Annotated in this window: 16 protein-coding genes and 1 pseudogene; 7 read left to right on the top strand and 10 right to left on the bottom strand. The window is 71.2% G+C overall.

Translation table 11 applies throughout. The annotated features are described in order from the left end of the window. Positions 1-23: 23 nt before the first annotated feature. Positions 24-908 carry an AraC family transcriptional regulator gene (locus OG349_RS29450; RefSeq protein ID WP_327237464.1) on the top strand — a complete coding sequence of 295 codons (885 nt, stop codon included), beginning with the start codon at positions 24-26 and terminating at the stop codon, positions 906-908. Between the two features lie 103 nt (positions 909-1,011). Beyond that, complete coding sequence (recQ, locus tag OG349_RS29445; RefSeq protein WP_327237463.1) at positions 1,012-2,904, top strand: DNA helicase RecQ; 1,893 nt, start codon at positions 1,012-1,014, stop codon at positions 2,902-2,904. Between the two features lie 57 nt (positions 2,905-2,961). Here recQ and OG349_RS29440 read toward each other — a convergent pair whose 3' ends face one another. Both OG349_RS29440 and OG349_RS29435 read right to left on the bottom strand, forming a co-directional pair. Next, positions 2,962-3,537: a histidine phosphatase family protein gene (locus OG349_RS29440; protein WP_327237462.1), complete on the bottom strand. Its 576-nt coding sequence runs from the start codon at positions 3,535-3,537 to the stop codon at positions 2,962-2,964. A 144-nt stretch (positions 3,538-3,681) separates the two neighbouring features. Next, positions 3,682-5,130 carry an aminotransferase-like domain-containing protein gene (locus OG349_RS29435; RefSeq protein ID WP_327237461.1) on the bottom strand — a complete coding sequence of 483 codons (1,449 nt, stop codon included), beginning with the start codon at positions 5,128-5,130 and terminating at the stop codon, positions 3,682-3,684. Here OG349_RS29435 and OG349_RS29430 point away from each other — a divergent pair. Continuing rightward, the gene (locus OG349_RS29430; RefSeq protein ID WP_327237460.1) at positions 5,129-6,061 is read left to right on the top strand and encodes a DMT family transporter; all 933 of its coding nucleotides are present in this window, start codon (positions 5,129-5,131) and stop codon (positions 6,059-6,061) included. The genes OG349_RS29435 and OG349_RS29430 overlap by 2 nt on opposite strands. A gap of 29 nt (positions 6,062-6,090) precedes the next feature. Here OG349_RS29430 and OG349_RS29425 read toward each other — a convergent pair whose 3' ends face one another. After that, on the bottom strand, positions 6,091-7,314 hold the full coding sequence (locus OG349_RS29425) for a glycoside hydrolase family 10 protein (protein WP_442806432.1): 1,224 nt from the start codon (positions 7,312-7,314) through the stop codon (positions 6,091-6,093). Between the two features lie 335 nt (positions 7,315-7,649). On the opposite strand from OG349_RS29425, the gene OG349_RS29420 reads away from it, so the two are divergent. The 4 genes and pseudogenes from OG349_RS29420 to OG349_RS29405 form a co-directional block, all read left to right on the top strand. Beyond that, a complete protein-coding gene (locus OG349_RS29420) occupies positions 7,650-8,507 on the top strand; it encodes a 3-hydroxybutyryl-CoA dehydrogenase (RefSeq protein ID WP_327238777.1) in 858 nt (285 codons plus the stop codon). Between the two features lie 677 nt (positions 8,508-9,184). Beyond that, positions 9,185-9,481 carry a hypothetical protein gene (locus OG349_RS29415; RefSeq protein ID WP_442806334.1) on the top strand — a complete coding sequence of 99 codons (297 nt, stop codon included), beginning with the start codon at positions 9,185-9,187 and terminating at the stop codon, positions 9,479-9,481. 364 nt (positions 9,482-9,845) lie between these two features. Next, positions 9,846-10,334 (top strand): ricin-type beta-trefoil lectin domain protein, encoded by a 489-nt coding sequence (locus tag OG349_RS29410; protein ID WP_327237459.1) that lies wholly within the window; start codon positions 9,846-9,848, stop codon positions 10,332-10,334. 153 nt (positions 10,335-10,487) lie between these two features. Continuing rightward, a pseudogene (locus tag OG349_RS29405) lies at positions 10,488-11,489 on the top strand (IS30 family transposase); the annotation flags it as partial. A gap of 154 nt (positions 11,490-11,643) precedes the next feature. Here the strand turns inward: OG349_RS29405 and OG349_RS29400 are convergent. From OG349_RS29400 to OG349_RS29370, 7 genes are all read right to left on the bottom strand, one after another. Next, positions 11,644-12,792, bottom strand: a complete 1,149-nt coding sequence (locus tag OG349_RS29400; RefSeq protein ID WP_327237458.1) for a Glu/Leu/Phe/Val family dehydrogenase — start codon at positions 12,790-12,792, stop codon at positions 11,644-11,646. 88 nt (positions 12,793-12,880) lie between these two features. Continuing rightward, a complete protein-coding gene (locus OG349_RS29395; protein ID WP_327237457.1) occupies positions 12,881-13,813 on the bottom strand; it encodes an ornithine cyclodeaminase family protein in 933 nt (310 codons plus the stop codon). After that, positions 13,810-14,937 (bottom strand): aminotransferase class I/II-fold pyridoxal phosphate-dependent enzyme, encoded by a 1,128-nt coding sequence (locus tag OG349_RS29390; RefSeq protein ID WP_327237456.1) that lies wholly within the window; start codon positions 14,935-14,937, stop codon positions 13,810-13,812. Before OG349_RS29390 ends, OG349_RS29395 begins: the two co-directional genes overlap by 4 nt. Positions 14,938-14,983: 46 nt before the next feature. Further along, positions 14,984-15,973 (bottom strand): aldo/keto reductase family protein, encoded by a 990-nt coding sequence (locus tag OG349_RS29385; RefSeq protein WP_327237455.1) that lies wholly within the window; start codon positions 15,971-15,973, stop codon positions 14,984-14,986. Beyond that, positions 15,970-18,057, bottom strand: a complete 2,088-nt coding sequence (locus tag OG349_RS29380; protein ID WP_327237454.1) for a molybdopterin-containing oxidoreductase family protein — start codon at positions 18,055-18,057, stop codon at positions 15,970-15,972. Before OG349_RS29380 ends, OG349_RS29385 begins: the two co-directional genes overlap by 4 nt. A gap of 16 nt (positions 18,058-18,073) precedes the next feature. Beyond that, the gene (dapF, locus tag OG349_RS29375; protein ID WP_327237453.1) at positions 18,074-18,979 is read right to left on the bottom strand and encodes a diaminopimelate epimerase; all 906 of its coding nucleotides are present in this window, start codon (positions 18,977-18,979) and stop codon (positions 18,074-18,076) included. A gap of 20 nt (positions 18,980-18,999) precedes the next feature. Continuing rightward, positions 19,000-19,698, bottom strand: a complete 699-nt coding sequence (locus OG349_RS29370; RefSeq protein WP_327237452.1) for a 2OG-Fe dioxygenase family protein — start codon at positions 19,696-19,698, stop codon at positions 19,000-19,002. Between the last annotated feature and the right edge of the window lie 11 nt (positions 19,699-19,709).

Raw genomic sequence — 19,709 nt, 5'->3', positions numbered from 1 at the left:
GTCAAGAGGAAGGGGGGCCGGGCATGCTGGAGCGGCTGAACCGGGCCATGGAGCAGATCGAGGGCGACCTCGGCGGGGCCGTCGACGCCGCCGCGCTGGCGCGCACCGCGGCCACCTCGGAGTACCACCTGCGCCGGATGTTCTCCGCGCTCGCGGGCATGCCGCTGTCGGAGTACGTACGGCGCCGGCGGCTCACCGTCGCGGGCGCCGAGGTGCTCGGCGGGCGTGACTCGCTGCTGGAGATCGCGGTGCGGTACGGCTACGGCTCCGGCGAGGCGTTCGCGCGGGCGTTCCGTGCCGTGCACGGCGTCGGTCCGGGCGAGGCGCGCCGTACCGGTGCCGCGCTCGTCTCCCAGCCCCGGTTGACCTTCCGCCTCACCGTCGAAGGAAGCAGCAGCATGCGCTATCGCGTCGTGGACAGGCCGGACTTCACCGTTGTCGGCCTCAAGGCCCGGGTCCCCCTGGTGCACGTGGGACCGAACCAGGCCATCATCGATTTTGTCCGCGGGATCGACCCAGGCGTGCGGGAGAGCCTGGAGAAACTGTCGGACCAGGAACCCCAGGGCACCGTCGCGGTCTGCGACGACCTCGATCCCAGCCGCGCCGAGGGCACCGAACTCGACTACTACCACGGGGTGATCACCTCCGCGGCGGCGCCCGAGGGCACCACCGCCCTCGCCGTCCCGGCCGGCACCTGGGCGGTGTTCACGGCCTCGGGGCCGGTGCCGGAGGCGATCCAGCGTCTGTGGCGGGACGTGTACGCGGAGTGGTTCCCCTCGAACCCGTACCGCACCCGACCCGGGCCGGAGATCCTGCGCACCCGCCTGTCCCCGGACGGGACGGAGGCGGACGCCGAGCTGTGGCTCCCGGTGGAGCGAGAGGGGGAGGCGAAGGGGCGGCGGGGCTGATCGACTGCCCCCGATCGCTCAATCCCGGCAGTTGTCCACAGGTGCGGGCCGGAGTTGTCCACAGGCCGGGAAGCGCGGCCGGCAATCCTCGTAGACTCGGCGAATGAGCACTCCCGGCACCGGTTCCGACATCGGCCCCCTCCTTGAGGTCGGCGGCCCTGAGATCAGCGACGCGGGGACGAGCGACGCCCTGCGGGTGCTGCACCGCGTCTTCGGCTACGACTCCTTCCGCGGGAGCCAGCAGGAGATCATCGACCATGTGGTCGACGGCGGTGACGCGCTCGTGCTGATGCCGACCGGCGGGGGCAAGTCGCTCTGCTACCAGATTCCCGCGCTGGTCCGCAAAGGGGTCGGTGTCGTGGTGTCGCCGCTCATCGCGCTCATGCAGGACCAGGTCGACGCGCTGCGGGCGCTCGGGGTGCGGGCCGGGTTCCTGAACTCGACGCAGGACATGGACGAACGGCGCCTGGTGGAGGCGGAGTTCCTGGCCGGAGAGCTGGACCTCCTCTATCTGGCGCCGGAGCGCCTGCGCGTGGAGGCGACGGTACGGCTGCTGGAGCGCGGCACGATCTCGCTGTTCGCGATCGACGAGGCGCACTGCGTGGCCCAGTGGGGCCACGACTTCCGCCCCGACTACCTCGCGCTGTCCGCGCTGCACGAGCGCTGGCCGGACGTGCCGCGCATCGCGCTCACCGCGACCGCCACGGAGGCCACGCACTCGGAGATCGCGTCCCGGCTCAAGCTCCAGGACGCGCGGCACTTCGTCGCGAGCTTCGACCGGCCCAACATCCAGTACCGCATCGCGCCGAAGAACGACCCGAAGAAGCAGCTGTTGCAGCTGCTGCGCGCCGAGCACCCCGGGGACGCGGGGATCGTCTACTGCCTGTCGCGCGCGTCGGTCGAGAAGACCGCCGAGTTCCTGGTGAAGAACGGCGTCAACGCGCTGCCGTACCACGCGGGCCTGGACTCCAGGACGCGCGCCGCGAACCAGTCGCGCTTCCTGCGGGAGGACGGGCTGGTGATGGTGGCGACGATCGCGTTCGGCATGGGCATCGACAAGCCGGACGTACGGTTCGTGGCCCACCTCGACCTGCCCAAGTCGGTCGAGGGGTACTACCAGGAGACCGGCCGCGCCGGGCGTGACGGGCTGCCGTCCACGGCGTGGCTGGCGTACGGGCTCCAGGACGTCGTCCAGCAGCGGAAGATGATCGAGACCTCGGAGGGCGACGACGCGCACCGGCGGCGGCTGGGCGAGCACGTCGACGCGATGCTCGCGCTGTGCGAGACGGTCGAGTGCCGCCGGGTGCGCCTGCTGGCGTACTTCGGCCAGAAGAGCACCGCGTGCGGGAACTGCGACACGTGCCTGACCCCGGCGGAGTCCTGGGACGGCACGGTGCCCGTGCAGAAGTTCCTCTCGACGGTGGTACGGCTCAAGCGGGAGCGCAACCAGAAGTTCGGCGCCGGGCAGATCACCGACATCCTGCTGGGCAAGAAGACGGCGAAGGTCATCCAGTTCGACCATGACGCGCTGAGCGTCTTCGGCATCGGCACCGAGCTGCGCGAGGCGGAATGGCGCGGTGTGGCCCGGCAGATGCTGGCGCAGGGCCTCGTCGCGGTCGAGGGCGAGTACGGGACGCTGACGCTCACGGACGACAGCGCGGAGGTGCTGGGTGGGCGGCGGCCCGTCGTCCTGCGGCGGGAGCCCGAGAGCGCGCCGCGCCCGGCTCGGGCGGAGAAGACGGCCAGGAACCGCGCGGCTCCGGTGGACCTGCCGGCCGAGGCGGTGCCGGTGTTCGAGTCGCTGCGTGCCTGGCGCGCCGCCTCGGCGAAGGAGCAGGGCGTGCCCGCGTATGTGATCTTCCACGACGCGACGCTGCGGGAGATCGCGGTGCTGTCCCCGTCGACGCTGGCGGAGCTGGGCACGGTCAACGGGGTGGGTGAGAACAAGCTGGCGAAGTACGGGGAGCAGATCCTGGAGACGCTGGGCGCGGCCTGACCGGAGGAGCCGGGGCGCGGGGCGGCGGCCGCCCGTACGTCACCGGACCGTGTCAGGTCACGGGCCCGCGTCCAGGCGGAGGTTCCAGCGGCCGGGGGCGCCGGTGAGGGTGACGGTGGAGAGCGGGCGGACGTCCAGGTACCAGTACGTACGGGGCGGTGCGTTCAGCGCGTAGACGACCGCCGCCCGTACGACCGCCGGTTCCGCCACCGCCACGATCGCCGTGATGTCCTGCGCGGGCCGGGTGTCCAGCCATCCGCCCACCCGGGAGATGAAGGCCAGCAGCGGTTCGCCGCCGTGCGGGGCGGCCCGGGGGTCGGCCAGCCAGGCGTCGACGGCGGCCGGTTCGCGGGCCGCCGCCTCGGCGAAGGTGAGCCCGCGCCAGCGGCCCATGTCGCAGTCCCGCAGAGCGGGCTGCGCCATCGGCGCGTAGCCCAGCGCGTCGCCGGTGGCACGGCTGCGCGGGGTGGGTGAGCAGTAGCGGAGATCGGCGGCGGCCAGCGGCACCAGGCTGTGCGCCACGAGCTGGATCTCGTGCCAGCCGATCCGGTCCAGAGGGCGGTCCTCGTCGAAGCGCTCGTCGAACAGGTCCGAGCTGCGCGCGGCGGCGACCAAGGTGACCCGAACACTCATGGCCGTGATCGTGGATCCGAACGGCGACCTGGTCAAGAGTCAGTCGAAGGCGGGTGGAGAAACGCTTCGGGATATGGGGATGACATATGCGGTCCGCTCCCCCTCCGGCCGGCGCCCCGCCGCCCTCCCGCCGCCCTCCCACCGTCAGGCCCGGACAGCCCCGAGTGCCTCGTCACAGGCGGTACGGAGCCTCCGTACCCCTTCGTGGATCTCCGCGGGACCCGCCACCGCGGCGAAGCTCAGCCGCAGCCGCGCGGCCGGTGCCTCGGCGCTGAAGTACGGGCGGCCCGGGGTGACGGCCACCCCGGCGCGCAGGGCGGCGGAGACGACGGCCGGCTCGTCGGTCCCGTCGGGGAGCCGGACCCAGAGGTGGTGCCCGCCCGCGGGCAGGTGCGGTACGGCCAGCTCGGGCAGCTCCCGGCGCAGGGCGGCGGCCATGGTGTCCCTGCGGGTCTTCAACGCCCCCGCGAGGGCCCTCAGGTGCCGGCTCCAGGCGGCGGATCCGACGAGTTCCAGGGCGGCTTCCTGGAGGGGGCGCGGTACGAAGAAGGTGTCGACGACGTGGATGGCGCGCAGCCGTTCCAGGACGGGGCCCCGGGCCGCCAGCATGCCGACCCGCAGGCTCGCCGAGGCCGCCTTGGTCAGGGAACTGACGTGGACGACCACGCCGTCCGGGTCGTCGGCGGCGAGCGGCGCGGGCAGCGGGCCCGCGTCCTCGTGGACCAGCCGCCGCGCGAAGTCGTCCTCCACGACGAACGCGCCGGCCTCCTGGGCGATCCTGAGCACCTGGGGCCGGCGCTCCGGCGTTAGCACGGCCCCGGTGGGGTTCTGGAAAAGCGGCTGGCAGATGAACACCCGGGCCCCGGTGGCCCGGAAGGCCTCGGCGAGCAGCTCGGTCCTTACGCCGTCGGAGTCCACCGGCACGGGCACCGGCCGCAGTCCGGCGGCGCGGGCGATGGCGAGCATGCCGGGGTAGGTGGGCGATTCGACCAGGACGGGGGCGCCGGGCGGCGCGAGAGCCCGTACCGCGGTCGTGAGGGCGCTCTGGCCGCCCGCCGTGACCAGCACTTCGGCGGCCGTACAACGGTCCCCGACCGAGCGGGCGAACCACTCGCGCAGTTCCGGAAGGCCCTCGACGGGCGGCCGTCCCCAGGCGCCGGGGCGGCGGCCCGCCCGTGCCAGGGCGGCGCCCATGGCCTGTTCGGGCTGGAGGGAGGGGTGCAGATAGCCGCCGTTGAACTCCACGACACCGGGCGGCGGCGCGGCGAGGGTGACCAGGACGGCCGAGGCGTCGACCGCCCGGGGGACCAGTTCGGCCCGGTCGTCGGCGCTCAGCGTGACCTCCTGCCATGAGGTGTCACCGGCGGGCGGGGCGGTCGGCCGTGCGGCGGCCCGGAAGGCGCCGGCGCCCGGCCGGGTGACGACAAGCCCTTCCGCCGCGAGCCGGGCGAGGGCGCGCGAGATGGTCACCGGGGAGACGTGATGACGCTCGACCAAGGCGCGGCTCGACGGCAGCTTTCCACCCGGCGGGTAGCGGTTCAGCTCGTCACGCAGGAGATCGGCCAGTTCCCGCACACTGCTACGCTCTTGCATGACGGCACAGGATAGCGCTACTACAGGCACATCGATAGCGGTGGGCGGCACGCCCCTCCCCACCCCCTCCACCCGCTCCGGCACCCTCCTCGCTGTGCTGGGCGTCCTCGCCTTCTCCCTCACCTTCCCCTCCACGGCGTGGGGCCTGGAGAGCTTCGGCCCCTGGTCCCTGGTCGCCGTCCGCAGCACCCTCGCCGCGCTCCTCGCGGGCGGTTTCCTGCTCGCCCTGCGTGTCCCGGTGCCCGCGCGACGGCACTGGGCCGGTCTCGCGGTGGTCGCGGGCGGGGTCGTGGCCGGCTTCCCGCTGCTGACGACCCTGGCCCTGGAGACCTCCACCAGCGCGCACGCGGCCGTGGTGGTCGGACTGCTGCCGCTGACCACGGCGGCCTTCGCGACCCTGCGGACAGGACGCCGCCCGTCCCGCGCGTTCTGGTGGGCCGCCGTCGCGGGCGCGGCCGTGGTCCTCACCTTCGCGGTCCAGCAGAGCGGCGGCACCCTCTCCTCCGGCGACCTGTACCTCTTCGGCGCGCTGCTGGTGTGCGCGGCCGGCTACACCGAAGGCGGGCGGCTGGCCCGGGAGATGCCCGGCTGGCAGGTGATCGGCTGGGCGCTGATCGGCTGCCTGCCGCTCTCGGTGGCGGGCGCGGCGACCGCCCTGTCCTTCGAGCCGGTGCACCTCTCGCCCCACGGCGTGATCGGGGTCGTCTGGGTGGCCTCGGTCTCGACCTTCTTCGGCCTGTACGTCTGGTACCGGGGCATGGCGTCGATCGGCATAGCCCGGGCCAGCCAACTCCAGCTCGCCCAACCCCTCCTCACCCTGGTCTGGGCCGTGCTCCTCCTCGGCGAACACCTCCCCCCGGCGGCCGTCGCGGCAGCACTCGCGGTCCTGGTCTGCATCGCCGTCACCCAACGCGCGGACGCCCGCGGTTGACCACCCGCCCCCTCACGCCGCCCGCCCCCTCACCCCAACAGCCTCGACCGCTTGCCGTAGTGGTCCGTCACGAGCCGGGTCATCGCGCCGATCGGGTCGGAGCGGACCTCCTTCGCCGCGAAGAAGCAGTGGCCGCCCACCCCCGGGAAGTCCTTCGCCAGCGTGAGGTGGCGGGACAGCTCCGCCGGGTCCTGCCAGGGGGCGGGCTGCGCCGGGTCGCCGGCCTTGTAGAGCGCCTCGCCGATGTAGAGGCCGACGCCTGTGCCCCGTACGACACCGTCCCACCAGCGCACCAGCTTCGCGTAGTCGGCGGCGGCGAAGCCGATGTTCCAGTACAGCTGGGGGGCGATGTAGTCGATCCAGCCCTCCTTCACCCACTTCCGGGTGTCCGCGTGCAGGTCGTCGTACGTCTGCACACCCGCCCGGGTGTCGGAGCCCAGCGGATCGGTGGCCGCGTTGCGCCACACGCCGAACGGGCTGATGCCGAACCGTACGCCCTTCTTGAGCTTCTTGATCTTCGCGCCGGTCTCGCGCACCAGCCGGTCCGTGTTGTCCCGCCGCCACGCCGCCTTGTCCTTGAAGCCGGCGCCGTACCGCGCGTACGCCTCGTCGTCCTCGAACACCTGGCCCGCGACGGGATAGGGGTAGAAGTAGTCGTCCCAGTGCACGGCGTCGATGTCGTAGCGCCGCACGGCGTCCAGCATGGCGTCCTGCACGAAGGCCCTGACCTCCGGGAGGCCCGGGTTGTAGTACAGCTTCCCGCCGTACGGCAGCACCCAGTCGGGGTGCACCCGGGCCGGGTGCTTCGCGGAGAGCTTCGACGGGTCGGTGTGCATGGCGACGCGGTACGGGTTGAACCAGGCGTGCAGCTCCAGACCGCGCGCGTGCGCCTCGCGCACCGCCGTGCCCAGCGGATCCCAGCCCGGGTCCTTGCCCTGGGTCCCGGTGAGGTACTGCGACCAGGGCTCGTACGGCGAGGGCCACAGGGCGTCGGCCGTGGGCCTGACCTGGAAGACGACGGCGTTCAACTTGCGGGTGACGGCCGTGTCCAGATGCGCGATCAGTTCGGCGCGCTGCTGGGCGGCGGTGAGCCCCGGTTTGGAGGGCCAGTCGCGGTTCGTGACGGTGGCGACCCACACCCCGCGCAGGTCCCGGCGCGCGTAACGGTACCGCCCGTCGGGACCCACAGGCCCGCCCGCGAGCGCGTCCGAGGAGGTGAGCATCGTGGTCATCAGCGCCGCCGTGGCCGCCATGAATCCCCGTCTGCCGAAGGTGCCGAGGTGGGAGGTGAGTGGTGGAGTGTCGCGTGGGATGTCGCGTGGGGTGTGCCGCATCTGGCTTCCGTCCCTTGCCGTGGGGGGTGAGGTGCCCGCCGTGGTGGGGAGCGGGCCGCCGTACGGGCTGAGCATGCCCGCCCCGGCACGGCGTCCACACACCCGCGCGGAGTAACGTCTCGGTCCGGGGCGGGCCGCCGGGATCACCCGGGCGACCTGCCGGAACCACCGACCCGGGACCCATCCGCCACCGATCCCGCACCGACCTGCGCGGATCACCGCGGACCAGCGAAAGGCACGATGTGACCGACACCCTGACCGATATCGCCCGCGTGGGAGTGGTGGGCTGCGGCCAGATGGGCGCAGGCATCGCCGAGGTCGCCGCCCGCAGCGGCCTGGAGGTGAGGGTCGCCGAGACGACCGGCGAGGCCCTGGAGATCGGCAGGACCCGCCTGCACAGTTCGCTCGCCAAGGCCGCGGAACGCGGCAAGATCACCCCGGCGGAGCGGGACGCGACCCTCGGCCGGCTCAGCTTCACCACCGACCTCGGGGAGTTCGCCGACCGCGACCTCGTCATCGAGGCCGTCGTGGAGAACGAAAAGGTCAAGACGGAGATCTTCCAGGTGCTCGACCAGGTCGTGACCCGGCCCGACGCGATCCTGGCCTCCAACACCTCCTCCATCCCGCTGGTCAGGCTGGCCGTCGCGACCTCGCGCCCCGACCAGGTCATCGGTATCCACTTCTTCAACCCGGCCCCGGTGCAGAAGCTGGTCGAGCTGATCCCCGCCCTGACGACGTCCGACGAGACGCTGCGCCGCGCCGAGGCCGTGGTCGGGAAGGTGCTGGGCAAGCACGCGATCCGCGCCCAGGACCGCTCGGGCTTCGTGGTGAACGCCCTGCTGATCCCGTACCTGCTCTCCGCCGTCCGGATGTTCGAGTCGGGGATCGCCAGCCGTGAGGACATCGACAACGGCATGGAACTGGGCTGCGCCCACCCGATGGGCCCGCTCAAGCTCGCCGACCTGATCGGCCTGGACACGGTGGCGTCGGTCGCGGACTCGATGTACGCCGAGTACAAGGAAGCGCTGTACGCCGCTCCCCCGCTGCTCCAGCGGATGGTGGACGCGGGGCGGCTGGGCCGCAAGACGGGCGCGGGCTTCTACGCGTACTGACGGGCCTGGCGGGCTACTCGACGGACGGTAGTAGGCGATCACCGGGCGCGCCGAGCCCGCGAAGCACGTGGTCAGGCGCTGTTTCAGTCCGTATGGCGCCTGACCCGTGACGCAGTCCCAACTTTGTGGTGGCCACATCAAGCACCTCATCACGTGGCCGGACCTACGCATTGCGAGACCGTGAGCGATCATGTCGCGTGCTGCTTCGTCGTGCTGGCTGGTGCTGTTCTGCCTGATCAGAGCACATACAGCTTGTTTGCCTGTGCGGCCTCGTGTTACGTCGTCCCAAGGCATCCGGCCACCGGCTGGCCACCGGAGGTGCCAAGAAGAGCTACAGCGCGGGTTGTACGTCTTCCACAGTGCCTTCAGCGGCCGGTCCCACTCTCTGCGGAAACGCGACCATAGGTGTTCCAACCGTCTCCGACAGGGGCCGCGTTGCTGAGAGGCGGCCTCCGAACTTGTCGCTGCCGCACCATCAGGGCTCTCGTCACCGTGCCTCATGCTGGGCGAGTGTGGCGCACCATCCCAGGAGGCAGTTCCTCCCCGACCCGGAATACCTCTTCACCGGTTTCGATTGCTTGCCTTGTACTGATCGTGGAAGGGGGGTGCCGATGGCCGACTTGATGACGTTCAGGCAGGATGCCGGCGGCCGGGATATCGAGCTTCGGGGTTAGACGGTGGCGCTGGAGGCGGAGCTGCATCGCCGGGTCGGGGGCAACATGGAGATGATGCTCGGCATCCGTTTCCTGGCGTCGGAGTACCCGACGGGGCCGTGGCACCGGGGGCGGATCGACACCCTGGGCTTGGACGAGAATGGCGCTCCGGTGGTCGTGGAGTACAAGAAGACGGCGGACAGCGGGGTCCTGCCCCAGGCCGCTTCGTACTGTCGTACGGGCCGCGGCGCACGACGGCGGCCCGTACGGCGGGAGGGCGGGGCGGACGCGGCGGCCGGGGGGGGGACAGGGTCGCCGTAGCCGCGCTGCCCCGGATCGTCCGCGACGCCGTACGGGAGAACGGTCGACGGCGACGGCAGCTGGTGGGTGGCGGCCGGCGCGGCGGCACCCCGCCGCCGACAGCGAGCCGGAACCGGCCATGGTGTCGAGCGTCTGAGCGCCGGGCGCACGGCAGCGGGAGGGGATGGGAGCCGCGCCACCGCGGGCCCCGTCCGCCGGTCCGCCGTCACAGAGATCACCGTCACCGCGCGAGATCCCCGTGACGCGTGCGACGCATAAGGCATCGCCGATGCGGGGACTGTTCCAGGGCCAACATCATCCGGACGCCCAGTCGGGAGGGCAGCCATCTCCCGGCCGGTGTCCGCCGACCGCGAAGGGTTCTCCCATGACCAGAACCGCGCTCAGACTTCTGTTACCCGCCCTCCTCGCCCTGACCTCCCTTGTCCTCCCGTCCTCCGCCGTCGCGGCCGACGGCACTCGCGCCGCCGCGGGACCGACCGCCGGTGTCATGTGTCTCAGCAGCGACTATCCGCGCACCCGGATCATCAATGTCGAAGGCTGCAACCCCTCGGACTCGCGCCAGCGCTGGACCGTCAACGGCACGCTGATATCCCAGTCCGCCCACCCGGGCATGTGCCTGCGCAGCGACTACCCGCGCACCCGCATCGTCAACGTCGAAGGCTGCAACGCCTCCAACGGCAGCATGCTCTGGAACATCGGCGGCGGACTGATCTCCCAGTCCGCCTACCCCGGTATGTGCCTGCGCAGCGACTACCCCCGCACCCGCATCGTCAACGTCGAAGGCTGCAACAGCTCCAACGCCAGCATGAACTGGACCGTTCAGGGCGAGCAGATCAGCATGACCTTCGTCTGATCCACCCCGGTCTCCCGCATGCCCGCCTCCACGGCACGACATCGACCCCGGCTCCCCCGTCCGCAGGTAGGCCACCGTCCCGCACGACAAGGCCCCCACTCCCGGATACTTGAGTTCTAGTGGTTGTCGCAACACCCCAGCTCAGGGGATGCGATGGACTTCGAGATCCGGGACCGAACGGTCAACCGGGGGCGTAAGAAGCTGCGCCGGGAGCGGGAGGAATACTTCCGCCTCATGCAGTTGGGGTACTCGAACAAGGAAGCCTGCCGGGTCATCGGGATCAACCTGAGGACCGGCCGTGAATGGCGGAACGGCAGGACGGGTCCCAACCGGACCGTGGCGCCCGCGCATGCTCCGCGGACGCCACGGTCCACCTCGTCGCGATACCTGCGCGAGGATGAGCGCTTCCACATAGCTGACCGGCTGCGGGAGAAGGCCACCGTCCGGGCCGTCGCGGCCGAGCTGGGCCGCAGCCCTTCGACGGTCAGCCGGGAGATCCGCCGCAACGGCATGCTCGTGCGCAAGGGCAGCTCTCGATGGGTCTACCGGCCCTACGCGGCCCAGTCCCGTGCGGATGCGCGCCGGCCCCGGCCCAAACCCGGGAAGATCGGCCAGAACCCGGAGCTGCGGGACTTCGTCCAGGACCACCTCGTGATGCGGTGGAGCCCTGAGCAGATCTGCCAGGCTCTGCGGACACGCTTCCCCGACCGGCCGGAGATGCACGTGACCCACGAAACGATCTACCAGGCCCTTTACGTCCAGGGACGCGGAGAACTCCGCCGCGAACTCACCAAGGCCCTGCGGACCGGACGAGCCCGCCGGCGCCCTCACCGCCAGTCCGCCAAGCGCCAGCCCCGTGCGATCAAGAACATGGTGATGATCAGCGACCGCCCGGCCGAGGCCGATGACCGGGCCGTCCCCGGTCATCGGGAGGGCGACCTCATCGTCGGCACGGAGAGCAAGTCGGCGATCGGCACACTCGTGGAACGCACCACGCGCTACGTGATGCCGGTCCACCTCCCCACCGACCACACCGCGCCGAACACCCGCGACGCCCTGATCGAGACGGTCAACACTCTTCCGGCACACCTACGGCGTTCCCTGACCTGGGACCAGGGCCCAGAAATGGCCGCCCACCAGGCATTCACCATCGCCCCGAGCGCCTGTCCAAACTAGTCGCCACCACACATCAGTGATCACGTGTTGCGACGACCCCTGGAATTCGCCGGCTTGCGGGGCGGAGGGACGGCGCAACGGATTCCGCGGGGTCCCCGCGGCCAGACCCGGCGGCATCGGCGGACAGCGGTGCTCAGGCGAGAGGAATCCGTCCCTTGCTCCGCATCGCGGTGCGGACGCGTTCTTCGGCGAGGCTGAGGCCCGCGGTGTGCGGGGTGGTCTCCCGCCGCCGGGCTTCGTCGAGGACGGTGACCGTGTTGGCGCGCAGCCTGGTCGAGATCGTTTCGAAGATGGTGGCAGTGTCGGGACGGAAGCCGGAGTAGCGGGCGTCCATGGCGAAGGCGGCGGCGATGATACCTCCGGCGTTGGCGATGAAGTCGGGGACCACGGTGATGCCGCGCTCGGCGAGAAGGCTTCGGGCCTCGGGGGACGTGGGCAGATTCGCGCCTTCGACGACGAGCCGGGCCTTGACGCGCTCCGCGGTGGTGCGACGGATGACGTCCTCCAGGGCCGCGGGCACGAGGATGTCACAGTCCACGGTGAGTTCGCTGCCGGAGGGCAGGGGGGTGCCGTGGTGGTGGCGGGCGACGAAGTGGTCACCGTGCTCGTCGCGGGCCGCCAGGAGGTCCGCGACGGCGAGGCCGGTCGGGTCGTGCAGGGCGCCGTGGGCTGTGGAGACTGCTACGACGGTGGCGCCGAGTTCCGCGAAACGCCGGGCGGCCGCGCTGCCGACGGCGCCGAAGCCTTGGATGGCGACGCGGGAACCGGCCAGGGGCAGTCCCAGGTACCGGGTCGCGGCGTCGGCTGCCTCGGCGACGCCGTAGCCGGTGACGCCGAGTTCGTCATAGGCCACGCCGCCGAGATGTTCGGGGGTGCCGACGGCGGCGCCGCGGTCACCGAGTTCGTCCTGGATGATGGCGGCGTCGCTCTCGGTCAGCCCCATGTCCAGGCCCATCACGTACTCGCGGGGGACCTCGTTGGACAGCGCACGGGCGAACGCGCGCAGGATCGCCTCCTTGTCTCGGGAGGCGGGGTCGGCGACGATGCCGGCTTTGGCACCGCCGTAGAAGAGGTCGACGCCGGCCCACTTCCACGTCATGACGCGGGCCAGGCGGGCCACGTCGCTGACGGTCACGGTGGGGCTCATCCGGGTACCGCCCTTGCCCATACCCCGGGCGGTGTTGTCGATGACCAGGACACCCTTCATGCCGGTGCGCCGGTGGGAGACGACGACGATCTTCTCGGGGCCCCAGTCGTCGACGAGGGAGAGTGCATCAGCCACAGAAGGTCCTTGTCAGCAGAGATGTCGGCAGGGTTCAGGCCGACCCGATGGTCGGGGACGCCGTCAGGTTCCGGTCATCTCCGCGCGCTCACGGGAACTTCTCGACGGCGGCAGCGGCCACCACCAGGTCCTGCCACGCCATGCCCGTGCCCTTGAACAGCTTCGGCCGCCCGGGCGCGATGTCGACGGCTCCGCGCACGAGTTCGGACAGGTTGCCCGCGATTACCCCGGTGTCGATGGTGCCCGAGCGCAGGGGGATCAGCAGGTCGCCCGCCTCCCGCAGCGCAGCGCTGCGCGCCTCGACGACGACGGTGGCGCGGGCGACGAGGGCGTCGTCCACCTCGCGGGCCGTCGGTTCGTGCGCTCCCATCGCCACGACGACCGCGTGGTCGGCGACCGCCGCGGAGGGGAACAGCGGCGTCCTTGCCGTCGTACAGCAGGCGACCACGTCGGCGGTCGCCACGGCCTGCGGGGGGACGGCCTCCGCGGGCAGCCCCGTCGACCGGCAGCGCTCGACCAGTTCGGCCGCCTGCTCCGGACGGCGCGCGACGACTCCGACCGACGTGATGGGGCGAACGGCCCTGATCGCCTCCACATGGCCCCACGCCTGCGGTCCGGCTCCGAAGACGATGAGCCGTTCGGCGTCTGCGGCCGCCAGGTGGTCCACGGCCACGGCGGAGACCGCGGGCGTCCGCAGCAGGGTGAGGGCGGAGCCGTCGATCAGGGCTATCGGGCAGAGCGTGGCCGCATCCATGAGGAGGTAGGAGGCAACGATGCGCGGCAGGCCGCGGGCGGGGTTGTCGGGCACGACCGCGGCGATCTTCACCCCGATGTACGAGGACGATGTGCCGGGCATCAACAGGAGCTGGCCCGCCTGGACGTCGAGTACGGTGCGCGGGATGTCCGTTTCGGGGTCCAGCCCGGCGCGCAGGGCGTGGTCCACCGCGGCGATCGCTTGTGGCATGGGCAGGCGGCGCGCCAGTTCCTCGGCGTCGATCAGGGACAGTTTCGTAGGGTTCACGCGCTCAGTTCCTTCAGGACGTGCGAGGTCTTCTCCAGTGCTGCGGCCAGCTGGGCCGGTTCCTGCCCGTGGGTGAACCGCAGGTGGTGCTCGGTGCCGAAGTGGGCCCCGGCGGCGACCAGCACCTTGCCGCGGGCGTAGAGGGCCTCGGCGACGTCGGTGCTGGGCAGGTCAAGGTGGTAGCGGACGAATGCCAGGGAGGTGGCCTGGGGCGGCACGACCGAGAGCAGGTGGTCATGGGAGTCGATCCACTGTTGCATCTGGGTCCAGCTCTCGCGCAGGAAGCCGCGGTAGCGGTCGAGTAGCCGGGCGCAGGTGGGCGGTTCGAGCGCCAGTTCTGCCAGCGCCATCGATGTCCCGGCTGCGGAGAGGGTGGCGTACTCGTGCCGTTGGCGGAGCTCCGTGAGGAGCGCGGGCGGCGCGATCAGCCAACCGAGGCGCAGTCCCTGCATGCCGAACGCCTTGGAGAGGCTGCCGACGCACACGACGCGGTCGTAGCGGCCCCAGAGGCTGGGGCTGAGCTCGTCGGTGTGAAATTCGGTGCCGCGGTGGACCTCGTCCGAGAGGATCCAGGCACCGACCCGGTCGGCGACGGAGACGATCGCCCGGATTTCCTCCTCGGTCAGGACGGTTCCCGCCGGGTTGTTGGGGGTCGTCAGCACGATGGCCCGGGTGTTCGGGCGGACCGCGCGGGCCAGGGCGTCGATGTCGGGTCGCCAGCCGCGCTCCGGGTCCAGGGGGACGTCGTCGACGTCGGCGCCACGGTTCCGGGCCGCACCCCAGACCTGGCGATAGCCCGGTGACATCGTCACCACATGGTCCCCGGGGCGGACGAGGGTGTCGACGGCGATCGTGTTGGCCTCGGCCGCCCCGACGGTGACGATGACCTCCGACGCGTGGTCGGTGCTCCCGGCGTGCCAGTGGGCGATCTGTGCGCGCAGGTGGTCCGTGCCGCACGTCGGCGGGTAGCTCAGCTCGCTGTCGAGGAGTCGGCTCAGGGCCTGTTCGTCGTCGACCAGTTCGCGCACGCGGATCGGCCGACAACCGCTGTCGGCCAGGCTGAACGTGGCGGTGGTTCCCCGCTTGTGCAGCCACTCGAGCAGTTCGAACGGGACGAGGGTCATGGATGTCTCCGAGTACTCGGCGGAATGGAGGCGGGAAGGGCGGGCTCTATTCGGCGCTGTCCACCTTGGTGGGATCGCGTTCGATGACCGGGCCCAGCACGGTGTCGATGCGCTGCATCACCGCTGGATCGATGCGAACGCCCACCGCCTTCACGCTCTCGCGGATCTGCTCCGGTCGGGAGGCGCCCACGATGGCAGCGGCGACGTTCGGGTTCTGGAGCGTCCAGGCGACGCCGAGCTGGGCCGGGGTCAGGTCCAGCTCGCGGGCGATGGGCGCCAGCTGCTGCACTCGCTCCAGTACCTCGTCGCGCAGGAAGGTCTGCACCCAGCGGGCACCCGCCTCGTCCGTGGCGCGTGATCCCGCGGGCGGCGGACGCCCGGGCAGGTACTTGCCGGTGAGCACGCCTTGGGCGAGGGGTGACCAGACGATCTGGCTGAGCCCTTCCCGTTCGCACAGGGGCACGATCTCCGGTTCGATGACGCGCCAGAGCATCGAGTACTGGGGCTGGTTGGAGACGAATCGCTCCAGGCCGAGTTCGCGGGAGAGCCGCACGGCCCGGGCGATCTGGTCGGCGGTCCACTCCGAGACGCCGATGTAGAGAACCTTGCCCTGCCGCACGAGGTCGTCGAAAGTTCTGAGCGTTTCCTCCAGCGGAGTGCGCTCGTCGAAGCGGTGTGCCTGGTACAGGTCGATGTAGTCGGTCCCGAGCCTGGTCAGCGAGCCGTTGACGGCCTCGGTGAGGTGCTTGCGGGACAGGCCGGCGTCGTTCGGTCCGGGGCCGATCGGGAAGAACACTTTGGTCGAGATCACCAGGGACTCGCGGCGCCGGCCCTGTAGCGCCTTGCCGAGCACGGCCTCGGCGGCCGTGCCCGCGTACACGTCGGCCGTGTCGAAGGTGGTGATGCCTGCGTCCAACGCCGCGTGCACACACTCCACGGCCCGGCCGTCGTCGATCTGGGCACCGTGGGTGACCCAGTTGCCATAGGCGATCTCACTGACCTGGAGCCCGCTGAGGCCCAGTCGTCGGAACCTCATCCGCCGTCCTCACTGGTGTCGTCCTCGCTCCGGGCAAGGAGTGTGATCCGTACGCGGTTGTCGTGGAAGACCGCTCCGCCGCCCATGTCCGCGTCCCGTTCGTCGACCGTGGCGTTGGGGCCGGAGCCGCCGGTGAACTTGAGCCAGTGGCCCTTCGTCGTCATGGCGACTCCTGGGCGCACCACGTCGTCGACCCTGGCCAGGGCTTCGAAAGCGCCCCGTTCGTTGCTGATCCGAATGGGGTCGCCGGCTACGACGCCGCTTGCTGCGGCGTCCGTCGGGTGCAGGACGACGTACGGCGGGCCGGCCCGGCGGCGTAGTTCGGGCTTGTTCCCGAAGACGGTGTTCAGGAAGAAGTGGTTCGCGACGGAGATGAGGACGATGGGCAGGGACCGCGCCCGTTCGGCGTCGTCGGTCTCGCTCGCGGGAACGTGTCCGGCCACGGCGTCGTGGCCGTCCGCCCGGGCGGTCTCCGAGACGAACTCCAACTTCCCCGACGGGGTGGGGAATCCGTTCGCGAAGGGCACGAACGTCTCCGGATAGGAGAGCCGGGCCCACCCCTTGGTACGCAGCGTGTCGACGGTGATACCGGCCAAGGACGGGTGCGAGGAGTCGAGGAGTTCGCTCGCCAGGTCCTCGTCGCTGGCGTAGAGCGCGGGTTCCGTCAGCCCCATGGCCCGGGCCAGGCGTCGGAAGGTCTCGGTGGTGGTCAGACACTCACCTGGCGGAGCGACCGCCGGTTCGTTCCAGTTGACGTACAGATGGCCGTACCCGTCGTGCACGTCCAGGTGCTCGGTTTGCATGGTGGCGGGCAGCAGAATGTCGGCGTAGTCGGCGGTGTCGGTCTGGAAGTGGTCCATGACCACGGTGAAGAGGTCTTCGCGGGCGAGGCCGCGGCGGATCCGATTCTGGTCGGGCGAGCTGGCCAGCGGGTTGGCTCCGTAGACGACCAGTGCTTCGACGGGCGGATCGTCCACCTCCAGCAGTCCCTCCGCCAGCCGCGTCATGGACAAGGTGCGCACGGGACGGCGCAGCAGGTCGTCCCGGTAGAGGGCTTCGCGGTTCGCCCCGAAGTAGCCGTCGGTCGAGTAGAGCAGTCCGCCACCGGGCCGCTGCCAGTCCCCGGTGACGGCGGGCAGGCAGGCGAGGGTCCGCAGGACGGCGCCGCCGCCGGCGTGGCGCTGGACGCCCTGCGACACCCCCACGGCGGTGGGCCTGCTGCGGGCGATGCGCCGGCCGAGTCGGACGATCTCCTCCTCGGTCACGCCCGTCTCCCGCGCCGTGCGCACGGGATCGAACTCCAGCACCCGCTGCCGGAAGGCCGCCCACCCCACGGTGTGGGCGGCCAGGTACTCCCGGTCCTCGGCGCCCTCCTGGAGCACGACGTGCATCAGGCCCAGGGCGAGCGCGGCGTCCGAGCCCGGGACGGGCGCGATGTGTTCGTCGGCCTGGGCCGCCGAACGGCTGCGGATCGGGTCGATCACCACGACGTGTGCGCCGTTCTTGCGCGCGCGTTGGATCACCTTCCACAGGTGGTGTCGGCTGGTGAGGGGGTTACTTCCCCACAGCAGGACCAGCCGGGAGTGCACCAGGCTCTCCGGGTCGATCCCCGCACTGGCGCCGAGGGTGTACCGGAGGCCGGCGAGACCGGCTATGGAGCAGATCGTCATGTCGTGGCGCGAGGCGCCCAGGACGTTCCACAGCCTGCTGCCGGCGCGCCCCTGGAGGCCCTGGAGGAAGCCGAGGGTGCCGGTGCCCTGGTACGGCCAGATCGCCTCGCCGCCGTGGCGCTCGATCGTCTGCTTCAGCCGCTGGGCGATCTCCTCGAGGGCGCTGTCCCAGCTGATGCGCTCGAACCGGCCCTCCCCCTTGCGGCCGACGCGCCGCATGGGGTGGAGCAGCCGGTCGGGGGCGCGGGTGTGCTCCAGGAACTGGTTGACCTTCACGCACAGGGTGCCCTGGGTGTAAGGGTGGTCCGGGGTGCCGCGCAGCGCGACGGCCTCGCCGTCCCGGACCGTCACCTGCCAGCTGCAGGCGTCCGCGCAGTCCAGCGGGCACGCTCCGGTGACCTGTGTGACGTTCATGGGCCCTCCTTCCCGACTACTCGTCAAGCGTCGTGTCCCGCTGGGCCAGTTCCTTGAGCAGCGACCGCGAGAGCACTCCGGTCATCACCTCCTGCGCGGTGCCGGCCGAGCTGATCCGACCGTCCCGCGCAACGCTCACGTCGACCTCGCCACCGGGCATGCGAACCGTCACATCGGGGCCGACGAGGCCGCGAGCGCGTGCCACGGCCGCCGCGGCGCACGCGCCGCCGCCCGAGGCGGGTACGGGGCCGGCGGCGCGCTCCCAGAGCGCGACGTCCAGCGTGCGGTCGTCGCGGACACGCACGAACTCCACGTTGGTGCCCTCAGGGTGGCGGGGGTGCCAGGCCAGGGCGGGGCCCAGGCGCTGCACCTGCTCAGCGTCGATCGCTTCCCTGAGGACGACGGTGTGGGGAACGCCGAGGTGCAGGTCGGTGACGGTGATCTCGTCGCCCGGTCCGGCGCCCGCCAGCGGGACGACGGTGGTTGCCGCGCCACCGTCGTCCGTACCTCCGCCGGTGGTGAAGCGCGCCCGGCCCATGCCCACGCGCACCCGTCCGTCGGCGACATCCGTGATCCGGACCTCCGCGTCGCCGCCGGGCGTGCGTAGGGTGAACGGCGTCCCCGTACGCCACTCCCGCACGTAGTGCTCGCCGAGGTACAGCGCGAACATGCGCAGTCCGTTGCCGCTCATCCCGCACTCGCTGCCGTCCGCGTTGAAGATGCGCAGCCGTGCGGCGGTGCCGGGCCGGGGCGCGTCCAGCGGTCCGAAGAGCAGTCCGTCGGCGCCGACTCCGCGGTGCCGGTCGCAGAGCAGGCGGATTGCCTCGGGGACGGGCTCCTTGCCCAGGGCCGTACCTCCGCCTTGGGGGTCGACGATCAGGTAGTCGTTTCCGAGCGCCTGGTACTTCACGAAGTCGCCCATGAACCGGCCGCCGCGGCGGGTCAGTTCAGCGGGCGGTTGGCGAGGGCCGCCGCTTCGTACTGCTCGCCGTACCACCCTTTGTCCCAGGTGGAGTAGGCGACGATCACGATGTCCCGGTGGCCGGAGTCGCCGTCGGAGGTGATGTCGGTGGCTTCGTGCTTGATCGCCTTGTCGTCCAGCAGGACGGCCTGCCCCGCTGCCAGCGTGCCCGTCCAGGTCGGCGCGTCGGCGTCCGGCAGCCACAGGCGGGTCTCGGCTCCGGCGACGTTGTTCCGGCGCAGCACGGCGATCATGATGTACTCGTGTCCGTCGCTGTGCACACCCTCCGGGGTGATCGGCGCGTCGCGCTCGCTCTCGGCCCTGCTGCGGTTCTGGTGGACGTTGATCTGCCAGTCATGACTGCGGTCCAGGTCGAGCCCGTCAGCGCCGATGGTGATCAGCGGGGTGAAGTCGACCTCGATCGGCTCGTAGGGGCGGCGGATGCCACCGGCCACGTTGTTGTACCGCTCGGAGATGATGTAGTCGCGCTGCGGCAGCTTCTCGTAGATCCAGCCCTGGTCGCTTCCGGGCTCCGGCGACAGCTTGTACTGCGAGAACCGCTTGTAGCGGGTGCCGTTGCCCATGAACGGGTCGACCGGGAGGTTGTCGTAGCTGTCCAAAATCTCCGGTGTCGCCGGAGGTAAGTCGATGATCGAAAACGCCTGAGGGCCGATTGCCATGGGCTGAGCTC

The sequence above is a fragment of the Streptomyces sp. NBC_01317 genome (assembly GCF_035961655.1).
Classification (GTDB): Bacteria; Actinomycetota; Actinomycetes; order Streptomycetales; family Streptomycetaceae; genus Streptomyces.
Note: the sequence above shows the minus strand (reverse complement) of the source record. Positions and strands in the feature narration are given on the sequence as shown.